Annotated in this window: 12 protein-coding genes; 3 read left to right on the top strand and 9 right to left on the bottom strand. The window is 44.9% G+C overall.

Annotated elements, in window-relative coordinates; all coding sequences use genetic code 11:
• Nucleotides 1-5 precede the first annotated feature (5 nt).
• The 8 genes from ABCM67_RS00060 to ABCM67_RS00025 form a co-directional block, all read right to left on the bottom strand.
• Complete coding sequence (locus ABCM67_RS00060) at nt 6-1,454, bottom strand: Ig-like domain-containing protein (protein WP_059085883.1); 1,449 nt, start codon at nt 1,452-1,454, stop codon at nt 6-8.
• 294 nt (nt 1,455-1,748) lie between these two features.
• Entirely contained in the window at nt 1,749-3,005 is a 1,257-nt protein-coding gene (locus ABCM67_RS00055; protein ID WP_129974513.1) for a competence/damage-inducible protein A, read from the bottom strand.
• Nucleotides 3,006-3,036: 31 nt separating this feature from the next.
• Nucleotides 3,037-3,576 carry a CDP-diacylglycerol--glycerol-3-phosphate 3-phosphatidyltransferase gene (gene pgsA / locus ABCM67_RS00050; protein WP_015525184.1) on the bottom strand — a complete coding sequence of 180 codons (540 nt, stop codon included), beginning with the start codon at nt 3,574-3,576 and terminating at the stop codon, nt 3,037-3,039.
• Nucleotides 3,560-4,897 carry a 30S ribosomal protein S12 methylthiotransferase RimO gene (gene rimO, locus ABCM67_RS00045; RefSeq protein ID WP_021978070.1) on the bottom strand — a complete coding sequence of 446 codons (1,338 nt, stop codon included), beginning with the start codon at nt 4,895-4,897 and terminating at the stop codon, nt 3,560-3,562. The genes pgsA and rimO overlap by 17 nt, the downstream gene beginning before the upstream one ends.
• Before the next feature lie 4 nt (nt 4,898-4,901).
• Complete coding sequence (gene rpoZ / locus ABCM67_RS00040) at nt 4,902-5,252, bottom strand: DNA-directed RNA polymerase subunit omega (protein ID WP_015525187.1); 351 nt, start codon at nt 5,250-5,252, stop codon at nt 4,902-4,904.
• A gap of 53 nt (nt 5,253-5,305) precedes the next feature.
• Nucleotides 5,306-5,926, bottom strand: coding sequence for a guanylate kinase (gmk, locus tag ABCM67_RS00035; protein WP_015525188.1), 621 nt, complete (start codon nt 5,924-5,926; stop codon nt 5,306-5,308).
• The gene (locus tag ABCM67_RS00030) at nt 5,919-6,191 is read right to left on the bottom strand and encodes a DUF370 domain-containing protein (protein WP_015525189.1); all 273 of its coding nucleotides are present in this window, start codon (nt 6,189-6,191) and stop codon (nt 5,919-5,921) included. Before ABCM67_RS00030 ends, gmk begins: the two co-directional genes overlap by 8 nt.
• A 45-nt stretch (nt 6,192-6,236) precedes the next feature.
• Complete coding sequence (locus ABCM67_RS00025; protein WP_015525190.1) at nt 6,237-7,115, bottom strand: YicC/YloC family endoribonuclease; 879 nt, start codon at nt 7,113-7,115, stop codon at nt 6,237-6,239.
• 149 nt (nt 7,116-7,264) lie between these two features.
• Between ABCM67_RS00025 and ABCM67_RS00020 the strand changes: the two genes are divergently transcribed.
• On the top strand, nt 7,265-9,016 hold the full coding sequence (locus ABCM67_RS00020; RefSeq protein WP_342992404.1) for an NFACT RNA binding domain-containing protein: 1,752 nt from the start codon (nt 7,265-7,267) through the stop codon (nt 9,014-9,016).
• A 176-nt stretch (nt 9,017-9,192) separates the two neighbouring features.
• Here ABCM67_RS00020 and ABCM67_RS00015 read toward each other — a convergent pair whose 3' ends face one another.
• Nucleotides 9,193-10,431, bottom strand: coding sequence for an AGE family epimerase/isomerase (locus ABCM67_RS00015; protein WP_342992403.1), 1,239 nt, complete (start codon nt 10,429-10,431; stop codon nt 9,193-9,195).
• Between the two features lie 183 nt (nt 10,432-10,614).
• Between ABCM67_RS00015 and ABCM67_RS00010 the strand changes: the two genes are divergently transcribed.
• Both ABCM67_RS00010 and ABCM67_RS00005 read left to right on the top strand, forming a co-directional pair.
• On the top strand, nt 10,615-12,240 hold the full coding sequence (locus tag ABCM67_RS00010; protein WP_147603605.1) for an IS1182 family transposase: 1,626 nt from the start codon (nt 10,615-10,617) through the stop codon (nt 12,238-12,240).
• Between the two features lie 190 nt (nt 12,241-12,430).
• The coding region (locus tag ABCM67_RS00005; protein ID WP_342992402.1) for an IS256 family transposase at nt 12,431-13,188 on the top strand (758 nt) is incomplete at its 3' end.

Here is a 13,188-nt window from a genome sequence, read left to right as displayed (position 1 = left end):
TTCGATCAATATTCATAGTTTCCTGCCGGCTGTTTGATCCTGGTAAGAAGATCATGCCAGGACTGATCCCAGATATACCATTTTCCGGTTTTGGAGTGCTTATATGTACAGATCCATCTGGAACTGTCGCTGCCTGCAAAATCAGTAAATGATCTGTAGATCGCAGGAGTGGTCTGGGTCGGTTCAAAATACGGGATATCTTCACTGATGGAATTTCCCTTACCCGGAAGTGTGTCCTGTCTTAACGTAATGGAAATCGGTTTAGACGGAGTATAATTGTTGGCCGGAGTTGCTCCGTTCAGGTAAGAATTGCCAAGATATTTATATCCGTTATCCGCTTTCATACGATCTCTCAAAAAGTTTTTGTAATACTGAGTCATCTCTTTATTGTTGAGATAAGAAATCATCTCCTCGCAGTCCGTCGGATTGGTCGGTGTCCAGGTACGATATGCAAGGATCAGAAGAGCCATGGTCTTATAGCGTCCGTCTGCCGTTGTGATATCATACTGTTTCAGCTCCTCTGCATTGGTCGGGATCGTGGTAAAGGTGTAAGTATAGGTATTTATCGTTACATTAATGACTTCCTTCTGTCCTTTATCATTGGTGATCTCTTTTTTTGCAGATTTAGTTCCTTTTGTAAGAACCGGCTCCACCTGTTTCTTTACTGTCTGTGTCACGTGGACAGTACAGCTGCCTCGCCAGGTACTCTTATCCCGGACCTGGATCTTTGTTGTTCCCACATTCACTGCCGTTACTTTGCCTTTACTGTCTACAGTTGCAACAGATGTATCATCACTGGTCCATACAAGAATCTCTTTATAATTCTTTACCTGAAGCTGTCTCACATCACCTTTATTCATATTTAAGGTGGTGGCACTTAAAGATGGTTTCGGCACCGGTGTAGGTGTCGGCTTCGGCTTCGGTTTCTGCGCTGCTTTTACTGTAACCTTACAGTTGAATTTCTTCGTATTTGCCTTCGCTGTGATCACTGCTGTTCCTTTTCTCACTGCGGTGATCTTTCCTTTGGAATCCACACGTGCGATCTTCGGATTGGAAGAAGAATATTTCACCTTCACAGTTGTTCCTGTCAATTTAATGGCACTGGATTTCTTTTCTGTTAATGTCAGCGATGTCCTGCTGAGCTTCGGTGTTTCTACCTTTACAACACATTTATATGTTTTTTTGCTTACCTTTGCATAGATCGTTGCGGAACCTTTATTTTTGGCAACCACCTGACCTTTGCTGTTTACGGTCGCAACGCTCTTTTTGGAAGATCTCCAGGCAACCTTCCGCCTGGTTCCGGTAACCTTAAGTGTTGTCTTCTCACCTTTTAAAAGAGTTACTTTTGTTCTGTTCAGTTTTGGTGCGGCGCTGACCGTCACACTTCCAAATGCCATCGTAAAAATAAGGCTGATCAGCAGCACAAAACACAACAGATTTTTTTTCTTTTTCATTCTGATTTCCCCCTTTCCGGTAAAACGTATATTTACGTCATATATTGCTTTAATCATATTTTAGAGGAAATCCCTTATAAAAACACTAGCACTTATGATAGTATCCTTGTAAATATGATCGTTTATATTCTTTCATCGCCCATACCAGGGCTTATTGTCAGGAAACAAAAATAAAACAGGACTGATTTTTGATACAGATACTTGAAATCAAAAGTTTCATCTGTTTAAAAATCAGTCCTGTTTTATAAAAAATATCATGGTTGATCCGTAATAGCAGGCAGATCAAGGCATTCGCTATCTGCTCATAATGATACAGTCACGTAACATCGCCAGTGCATGCGCTGTAGTCTGCTCGCGGATCCGCATGCGATTTCCTGTAAAGTGGAACTCTTTGGCAATAGCCTTGCCCTTATAGCAGCAGCCCATAAATACAGTACCAACCGGAGTTTCCTTTGTTCCGCCTCCCGGTCCTGCCAGACCCGTCACGGAAATACTGATGTCTGCTCCAGATGCTTTGCAGGCGCCCTTTGCCATTTCTCTGGCGCATTTGGCGGAAACTGCCCCCTGCTCCTTCAGAGTACGCTTCTTCACTCCCAGACATTTATGCTTGGCCTTGTTACTGTAAGTCACAAAGCCATAGCCAAACACCTCAGACGCACCGGATACATTGACAATGCGCTGGGCGATCATACCGCCGGTAAGCGATTCCGCCAGGGAAAGCTTCAGATCTTTCTCTTTCAGAAGATTGATCACTGCTTCCTCCAGTGTCTTGCTCTCATCTGTGGCGAAAACATTCTCTCCAAAACGCTTCTTTAGCTCCTTGACAACCGGTTTGATCAGCTTTCTGCAGGCCTTTTCATTCTCTGCGCTTGCTGTCACACGAAGATGCACTTCACCGGTTTTTGCATAAGGTGCAATGGTAGGATTGGTCTGGCTTTCGATCAGATCCTGGATTTCCTCTGCTACCTGACTCTCACCGATCCCGCTGATCTTTACCATCTGGGACACAATGATCTCCGGCTGGTTTTTCTGCAGATATGGGACAACGTACTCCTCGAACATGGGCTTCAGCTCATTGGGAGGTCCAGGAAGAAGGATCGCGGTTTTTCCTTTTTTCTCAAGGATCAGTCCCGGAGCAGTTCCGTTATGATTGTCAAGAACAATGGCTCCATCAGGAACCATGGCTTGTTTATAGTTGTTCTTCGTGATACGTCTCTGAGGATTGTTTTTCTCATATTCCTTCAGATATTTATCGATCAGTTTCCTTGAGTGGGAATCTTCCTTAAGAGGCATTCCCATCAGATCCGCAGTTACTTCCTTGGTGATATCATCCTCTGTTGGTCCAAGACCTCCGGTGAGGATCACAACATCGGAACGATCCAGTGCAGTACGGATCACGTCACGCATACGGCCTTCATTATCACCTACTACATCCTGATAGTAAACACTTAACCCAAGCAGGGCGCATTTTTCAGAAAGATAGGCGCTGTTGGTATTTACGATATTTCCTAGAAGGATCTCGGTTCCTACGGATATCAGTTCTGTGATCATGAAAAGAAACTCCTTTCGTATACTCTGATCCCTACTCCTGCATGGAAAGGACCTTTCTGTTCTGCATGATATAAGTCAGCAGGGAAATAATGGTCAGTGCAACGGACAGCCAGATAAATATCTGTGTCAGCACTGCAAAAACACCTCCGAAATCCAGCATCAGAAGTATGATCATGATCATCTGGGAAACGGTTTTGAATTTTCCCCAGTAGTTTGCGGCAATGACAATTCCGTTCTCCGCTGCGATCAGACGGAAACCGCTGATGATAAATTCCCGTCCGATGATAATGATCACAACCCATGCCGGAAGCTTGTCAACCTCGATCATGCAGATCATGGCAGAGCATACCAAAAGCTTGTCTGCCAGCGGATCCATAAATTTTCCAAAATTGGTTATCAGGTTATATTTTCTGGCAAGATGACCGTCAAACCAGTCTGTCACACTTGCTGCGACAAAAATCGCAAGACAGATCCAACGGTTTGCTTCTCCTCCCCAGCCTGTCAGTAAGAAAACTACAAGAAATGGTACAAGTATCATTCTTGCAACTGTAAGTTTATTCGGTGTATTCATCGCTCAGCACTCCTATCAAATCATACTCAAGCGCACCTGTCACACGTACCTTTGCAAAATCACCTGTCATAAGCAGTTCGCCTGTCTGAACGAAAATGTATCCGTCAACCTTCGGTGCATCCCCGTAGGTACGTCCGATATAGGCACTTTCATCTGCAACTTTTCCTTCGATCATAACAAGAAGTTCCTGTCCGATACGGTCCTGGCCTCTGTCATAAGAAATCTCCTGCTGAAGCTCCATCAGCTCGTCTCTGCGTTCTTCCTTCACTTCTTCCGGAACCTGGTCTGCCATCTCTGCTGCCGGGGTATTCTCCTCCGGAGAGTAAGTGAAGACACCGAGACGGTCAAATTCCATCTCATCTACGAACTCCTTCAGTTCTTCATGGTCTTCCTCCGTCTCACCCGGAAATCCGGTGATCAGAGTTGTACGCAGTACGATATCCGGAATCTCCTTACGGAGCTTTCCGACAATATCGATCAGTTCCTGTTTGGAAGTACGGCGGCCCATTCTTTTAAGAATTCGGTCCGATGCGTGCTGGATCGGAATATCCAGATAATGACAGATCTTCTTCTCATCACGAATGGTTTCGATCAGTTCATCGTAAATCTCCTCCGGATAACAGTAAAGGATGCGGATCCAACGGATACCTCTGATCTCACAGAGCTTCTTTAAAAGAATGTGAAGAGATTTTTTGCCGTAAAGATCCTTTCCATAAACGGTGGTCTCCTGTGCTACCAGGATCAGCTCTTTCACTCCCTGTTCAGCCATATCCTCTGCCTGGGCAATGAGGCGCTCCATTGGGACGCTTCGAAATTTACCTCTGAGCTTCGGGATGATGCAGTAGGTACAGTGCTTGTCGCAGCCTTCCGCGATCTTCAGGTAGCCGAAATGTCCACCTGTTGTAAGGACACGTTTGCTTCCTGTATCCGGCAGATAATCAATATCACGGAATTCTTCGAAATGATTTCCGGCTACTGCTTCCTCCAGAGCCTTTACGATGTCGCCGTAGGATGTAGTTCCAAGAACAGCATCGACCTCCGGAACCTCCTCAATGATCTCTTTCTGGTATCGCTGTGCCATACAGCCGGTAACGATCAGAGCATGGCAGCTTCCTGTTTTTTTGTATTCTGCCATTTCAAGAATGGTTTCCACACTCTCTTCCTTGGCATCCTTGATAAAACAGCAGGTATTGATCACGATTGCATCTGCCTGTGTTTCATCGTCTGTGATCTCATGACCTCCGGCTGTAAGAAGTCCCAGCATTTCCTCAGAATCCGCCAGGTTCTTGTCACAGCCAAGAGAGATGAATAATATTTTCATAAAATTACTCCGCTTCTGTCTGAGCTGCTTCTGCAGTCTCAGTGCCTTCTGCGGTCTCGCCCTCTGCTGCCTCAAGAGCCTCCTTCTCAGCTTCAAGAGCCTCCAGCTCTTCCTCTTCCTCCTGTCCGGGAAGGATCTTTACTTTGCCCTTGTAAAGCTCATCAATGGCAACGGAAAGCGGTTTCTTTCCTGCTGCACCCGGTACAAGCGGCTCTGCTCCTGCGATCAGCTGGCGGGCACGTTTGCTTGCTGCAAGTACAAGAGAATAACGGCTGTTCAGCACGAGAGCCTCATCGTCGTCCTCGTTGTTTGTGTTGATAGCCTCAATTAATTCTGAATAAGATGGATGTATCATATCTTTTCTCCCTTCTGTAACGGCAGGGCCGTATTTAACTTGTTAATTGGTATTTATAAAAAAGCTTCCGCTTCTTTCTGGATCCTGGATACAAAATCATGATTCCTGGATGTACGCATGCGCTCACACCGGATGGTCTCATGAAGTGTATCAACACATTCCTCCAGATCATCATTGATCAGGAGATAATCATATTTATCCATTCCTCTGGATTCTTCAACCGCTCTTCTGAGACGCCCGTTGATCACATCCAGAGTCTCTGTTCCGCGACCTACCAGACGGTTCTTAAGCTCCTCCATAGATGGCGGACATACAAATACCAGCAGTGTATCCGGAAACTTCTCACGGATCTTCATGGCACCCTGGATCTCGATCTCAAGGATCACATCTTTCCCTGCGGAAAGCTGCTCCTCTACATATTTGCGGGGTGTGCCATAATAATTCTCCACATACTGTGCATACTCGATCAGTCCGTCTTCCCGGATCAGCTGTTCAAATTCTTCTTTTGTGCGGAAGAAATAAGCCTCTCCGTCCTTCTCACCCGGTCTTGGATTTCTGGTAGTAACAGAAACAGATAATGCATAATTGTCATATTTTTCCATCAGCCGTTTCATGACAGTACCTTTTCCGGAACCGGAAAAGCCCGAAACAACAACTAAAATTCCCTTACTCATTTCCTTCCTCCCTCATTTCCTCTCCATATGCTTCCGAAAATCTCCTGGCAATAGTTTCCGGCTGCAGAGCGGAAAGGACAAGATAATCATCGGAAGTAACAATCACTGCTTTTGTTTTTCTTCCCTGTGTGGCATCGATCAGAGTTCGGGTCCCCTTGACGCTCTGTATCATGCGCTTTACAGGAGCGGCATCCGGACTTACCACAGCCACGATCTTGCGTGAATTGACAACATTTCCAAAGCCTACATTAATAAGTTTCGCCATTTACGCTCTCCCTTTCTGCCTGTGTACAGCCTGTTTCCTGCCCGGTTACTCGATATTCTGGATCTGCTCACGGATCTTCTCGATCTCTGTCTTCAGATCGATGGCCGCGTTGGATACAATAAGATCATTGGATTTAGACAGGATAGTGTTCGCCTCACGGTTCATCTCCTGTGCCATGAAATCCATCTTACGTCCCACGCCCTCGTTCTCATCCAGGATCTTTCTCATTCCGTGGATGTGGCTTCGAAGACGTACCGTCTCCTCATCATTGCAGATCTTATCTGAAAAAAGTATCACCTCTGCGGCGATCCTGGAATCATCGATCTGGTTATCTTCAAGTAGCTCGTGCATCTTGGCTTCCAGTTTCTCCCGATAAGCCTTCACTACTTCCGGAGAACGTTTTTCCACTACATCGACCTTTGCTTCCAGTCCGTCCAGCTTCCCAAGAAGATCCTGTTTCAGATTAGCACCCTCACGCTGGCGGGTCTCCACAAATTTCCGGCAGGCCTCATGAAGCGGACCCTCCAGAAAATTCCAGAGCTCTTCCTCATCCGGAGCCTGCTCTTCCATTGTAAACACATCCGGATATCTGGAAAGTGTGGAAACACGGATATCATTCTCGATCCCCAGTTCCTCACTCATCTGGTTCAGATAGCCCAGATATTCCTTTGCCAGCTCTGCATTGTATTTCAGAGCCATTCCGCCCATTGTATAGTCTTCATAGGTGATGAACACATCGACTTTGCCGCGGCGGATATAAGTCTTCATCACATTTCGGATCTCTCCCTCAAAATAGCTGAGTCTTTTCGGCATTTTGATGTTCAGATCCAGATATCTGTGATTGACGGATTTCAGTTCAACAGAAACCTTACGCTCTCTGGAAACTGCTTCTGCCCTGCCAAAGCCGGTCATACTTTTTATCATGTTATCCTCCAATACTGCCTCTTAAGTTTATCAGCTGCTGATAAATACAGTAACTGATTGCATACAGATTTATTATAGTTCATTCCAAAACCCTAGTCAAACTCTTTTTTTACTGTTATAATGATTGATGTTGAAATGGAGGTAAAATCATGGCATTTGACGGAATTACAGTTTCTGCTCTCGTGGCAGAGATCGATGATAATTTAAAAGGCGGACGTATCAACAAGATCGCCCAGCCGGAAAACGATGAACTTTTGATCACAGGAAAGGGCGCAAATGGACAGAAACGTCTTCTCTTAAGTGCAAGCGCATCCCTTCCTCTGATCTATTTTACAGATAAGAACCGTATCAGTCCTTTAACTGCACCGAACTTCTGCATGCTTCTCAGAAAGCACATCGGAAGCGCCCGTATCCTTGATGTGAAGCAGCCTGGAATGGAGCGTGCGGTGGAATTTGAGCTGGAGCATCTTAATGAGCTGGGGGATCCCTGCAGAAAGCGTCTGATCATGGAACTGATGGGCAAGCACAGCAACATCATCTTCTGTGACGAAAAAGGCATGATCCTGGACAGCATCAAGCATGTCTCTTCCCATATGAGCTCTGTCCGTGAGGTTCTTCCCGGAAGAGAATATTTCATTCCCAATACCAGGGATAAAGAAAATCCGCTGACTGTTTCCGAGGAGGAGTTCACACAGCACATCTGTAAAAAGCCTGTGAATATTTCCAAGGCGCTTTACACTTCACTCACAGGTATGAGCCCGGTAATGGCTGAGGAGATCTGCTACCGTGCATCCATTGACGGAAGCGATGCATCGCAGTCCCTGGATGAGGCAGCCTGCACCCATCTTTATCATACCTTTCTCCGCCTTATGGAACAGATCCGGAACAGAGAGTTCACCCCAAATATTGTCTACCGCGGAGAGGAGCCTGTGGAATACGGTGTCTTTCCTTATCAACAGTTTGGCAGTGAATACCGCAGCGAAATCTTTGACAGTGTCTCTGTTATGCTGGAGACCTATTATGCTACCAAAAGTCTGCTGACACGTATCCACCAGAAATCCTCCGATCTTCGCCGTGTAGTACAGACCGCTCTGGAACGTAACCGAAAAAAATACAACATCCAGAAAAAGCAGCTGAATGATACTGCAAAAAAAGATAAATTCAAGGTCTACGGTGAACTGATCAACACCTACGGATACGGACTTGAGGAAGGCTGCAGATCCTTTAAAGCACTGAACTATTACACCAACGAGGAGATCACTATCCCTCTTGACCCGACACTGACTCCGGCACAGAATTCCAAGAAATATTTTGATAAATACGGAAAGCTGAAGCGTACAGAGGAAGCCGTCACAGAACAGATCACAGATACGGAAAGTGAGATCTCTCATCTGGAATCTATCTCCAATGCTCTGGATATCGCCAGATCTGAAAGTGACCTTTCCCAGATCAAGGAAGAGCTCACTGAGTACGGCTATATCAAACGTCACTACACAAACAAAAAAGGCCAGAAAGCCCAGCCGAAATCCAAACCGCTCCACTACATATCCAGTGACGGTTTTGATATCTATGTGGGAAAAAACAATTTCCAGAATGATGAGCTGACTTTCAAGTTCGCAACTGGAAATGACTGGTGGTTCCATGCAAAGAAAATGGCTGGTTCCCATGTGATCGTCCGCACCAAAGACGGTGAACTTCCGGACCGTACCTTCGAAGAAGCAGGCCGCCTGGCCGCCTGGTACTCCAAAGGACACTCTGCTCCCAAGGTAGAGATCGATTATATCCAGAAAAAGCATGTGAAAAAACCTGCCGGTGCGAAACCCGGTTTCGTTGTTTATTACACCAATTATTCTCTCATGGCTTCTCCGGATATTTCGGATCTGAAAGAGGTTACGGAGTAATAACTATTCAACAAAAAACCTTCCTGTGTTCTCGTATTTCTTCAAGACCGGATACCTGTATCTCTGCAAGTATCTGTCCTGAGAAATTTTTCTGTAAACACAGGAAGTTTTTTTATTGAACATTCGCACTCCGCTTCGTTACATGCTCACGAACAAAAATCGCAAAACGATTTTGTTCAGATCTCCAGTTTTTTCTTCACTGCCGGTGCAATAGACGTATCTGCTTTATGATATGGGATCAGTGTAGACTGCAGTGCATGGTACAGATCAGATTTTCCGGGCCATACGGTTCCTTTCAGATGATTCTGCTCATCCAGCTGATGAAACCAGGAGCCGTTTTCGTGATCCATGACCACTTCATCCAGGTACTTCATAAACGCAGCATAATCTTTCGCATATTTCTCCTTACCGGTCACCTGATAAAGAACTGCAGAGGTATTGATCGCTTCCGCAAGAGTCCAGTGCATACGGTCATGTACCACCGGTTTGCCATTCCAATCTGTCGTGTATACAATTCCCGGTGCACCATCTGCGTTCCAGCCGTCTTTTATTGCTGTTGTGTAAAGGTTTTCTGCTGCCTGAAGATGTATTTCCAGTTTTTCTTTCTCTTCTCCACAGTTTGCAAGCGTCCACTGTGTGATCAGCCTTGCCCATTCGATTCCATGTCCCGGTGTTGCGCCGTATGGCTTGAACGGATCATCCGGACGGTCACGGTTGCAGTCAAGATCTGCCACCCATTCCTTCGTAAAATGTTCCGGGATCCTCCAGTTATTATCTTCTGCCCATCCAATTACATGATCAATGATCCTGCCTGCACGGATATGATATTTCTTATCTCCAATAACATCTCCAGCTGCCAGAAAAGCCTCTACCGTATGCATATTGGCATTTAATCCCCGGTAATCATCCAGCACGGTAAATTCCGTATTCCAGGTATCGCAGGCCAGCCCCTCCTCTTCATTCCAGAAATGTCGGTCATAAACAGCCAATGCCTCTTCAAGAAGCTCTTTCGCCCCGGGCCTTCCGGCTGTCAGTGCGGAAGATGCAGCCAGGATCACAAATGCATGGGCATAACACTGTTTATTGGGCACAATATCTCCTTCCGGTGTTACACCTGCATACCAGCCACCGTTTTTTTCATCGTGAAGCTCTCCCTTCAGACCTTTCAATGCCGCATCCGCAAGCTCTTCGCTTCCCTCATGGCCAAGCATCAGACCCAGACTGTATACATGCGCCATACGACAGGTGATCCAGGTTTCCCGGTTTCTGTCCTTCCATGGTGTTCCGTCGTCCCCCAGATAATAGGAACCTCCATTCGGTGAAGGAAACCGATGTCCGAAATTCAAAAGCTCCTCACAGGATGCTTTCAGGAATTCCCGGTTTTCTTTTGTGTTGATCTCATATTTGCTGTTCATTTCAACCACCCCATCTACTTTTTTCTTTAGGATACCATTCTTTTTTGGGGACTTCAATTCCTTTGGATTCTTTTGACAGATTGACGAAAAAGGGGCTGTCGCACTAACGTGCGGCAGCTCATTTTATATTCAACACAAAACGCCGGACTTCGAAAAGCCCGGCGCTTGTGGTATAATTAGTTTATGCTACTAAACAAAATAATACAGAGAGATTATACCTCATTTTCTCTGTATTATCAAATCAAACTTCCGCTAGATTTAGAGATTTCTATTCCATCTGATGATCCGGTTCGTCTGGTAAGTGCCTTTGTGGAGGAAATGGACCTTTCTGAACTGTATAAAACTTACGGCAGGATCAGAAAAAATCAGGCAACACCGCGTCAGATTCTGAAACTTGTTATCTATGCAGCAATGAATCGGATCTATTCAAGCCGCGATATCAGAAAAGCATGTAAACGGGATATCAACTTCATGTATCTCCTGGAAGGTATGCCGGCTCCTGACCATGCAACGATCGCGCGTTTTATCTCCCTTCACTTTTCTGTCTGTGCAAAGACGTTGCTTGCACAAATGTCAGATCTGCTCTATCTTTTGGGTGAGATTTCGGGGAAGACCATTTTTATTGATGGCACAAAGATCGAATCTGCGGCCAATAAGTATACATTTGTATGGAAAAAGGCTATTACAAAAAATCAGGCCCGGTTATACACGAAACTGTCTTCTTTTGTGGCTGAATGTGAAGAACTCTATGGAATGAAAACGGTATATCATGATAGTATATCCATACACACCTTAAAGCGGTTAAAAAAGCAGTTATGCCGCATCAAAATACAGGAAGAAATCGTGTTTGTACATGGAACCGGCCGGAGAAAAACACAGTTACAGAAATCTCTGGAACAACTGGATCGGTATCTGGAGAAACTAAAGGAATATACGAAAAAACTGTATACGCTTGGGGACAGAAACAGTTATTCCAAAACAGATCCCGATGCCACCTTCATGAGAATGAAAGAGGACGCGATGCTGAACGGACAGTTAAAGCCTGCGTATAACATTCAGCATGGAGTGGATTCAGAATACATCACATGGATTGATATCAGCCCGCGCCCCACCGATACACGTACCCTGATTCCTTTTTTGAAAGATATGGAGAGCTACCTGGGATTTAAGTATTCAGAAATTGTTGCAGATGCCGGGTACGAAAGTGAAGAAAACTATCTTTTCATTGAAAGCAACGGACAGACTGCCTACATAAAGCCACAGAACTATGAGATCTCAAAGACACGAAAATACAAAAAGGACATTAGCAGAAGGGAAAATATGGAGTATCATGCGGACAGGGACAGTTACATCTGCCGGAATGGAAGAGAACTGACTGTCACAAATGAACGGAGAAGTAAAACGACGAGTGGATATGTCAGTATAAAAACTTATTACAGATGTTCAGACTGTACTGGCTGTCCTTATAAAACAGAATGTATCAAAGGGAACAACTGCAAAACGCCTATGGAAAAACGCAATAAAGTGTTGATGGTCTCAAAGACGATGAGCCAGAAGCGTGCAGAAGATCTGGAACGGATCACGAGTGAGTATGGGACTATGCTCCGGATGAACCGAAGTATTCAGGCGGAAGGTTCTTTTGCTGATGTGAAAAAAGACATGAACTTTCGGAGATATCTGTACCGTGGAAAGGTAAATGCCTTGGCAGAAAGTATCCTTTTAGCGATGGGGCGAAATATCAATAAACTTCATTGTAAGATTCAGACAGGAAGGACGGGAAGTCACCTTTTTGCATTAAAAAAGGCATAGATTTTGATAATTGAAAATAAAACAGTTTGAAATAAGGCATGCTGAAAGGGATGCTTAGGGACGAACTGCGCTTGTAAAGAATGGCATCAAAATGGTAATTAATTTCGATGCCATTTTGGGAGTATCCCAAAGTTTGTGTAAACCTTCAAACTGATGTAAGATAGAATTACTCAGTTTGGAGGTTTATTTTATGGCAAGAAAAAAGGATTCACCACAAAAAGCAGCGCTTAGAGAACTCATGGGAAACTACCTGAAGGAAAACAATGTAAAAGTAAAAGATGGAACAGATGTTAATTCCATTATGCGGGATATGATGTCTATCATTTTGGAAGGTGCCCTTGATCAGGAACTGGATGAAGAACTGGGATATTCCAAGTATGATTATCGAAATAAAGAAACCGATAATTCCAGGAATGGACATTCCCAGAAAACGTTACATACCAGTTACGGAGATATGGAGATTGATATTCCAAGGGATCGAAAAGGTGACTTCGAACCACAGGTTGTAAAGAAGTATCAGAATTCGATTACGCAGGACATGGAAGAAAAGATCATTTCCATGTACGCAAAAGGAATGACTACTGCCGATATAGAAAGCCACATGCGTGAATTATACGATCTTGAGATCTCCGACAGTACTGTCAGCCGGATCACTGATAAGATCCTGCCAATAGTAAAAGAATGGCAGGAAAGGCCATTAGAAAGTGTGTATGCTGTTGTATTTATGGATGCGATCCATTTCCATGCCCGTAATGAGGGGCGGATTGTAAAACGTGCTGTTTACATTGCGATTGGGATCGATATGGAAGGACGTAAGGATGTCCTCGGAATGTATGTTGGTCAAAATGAAAGTGCCAAGTTCTGGCTCTCCATCCTGAATGGCCTGAAAAACCGGGGTGTAGAAGATATATTGATTGCGTGTGTGGATGGACTGACCGGTTTTCCACA

This window comes from Blautia sp. 2227st1_G12_2227SCRN_220401, assembly GCF_039062885.1.
GTDB lineage: Bacteria > Bacillota > Clostridia > Lachnospirales > Lachnospiraceae > Blautia_A > Blautia_A fusiformis.
Note: the sequence above shows the minus strand (reverse complement) of the source record. Positions and strands in the feature narration are given on the sequence as shown.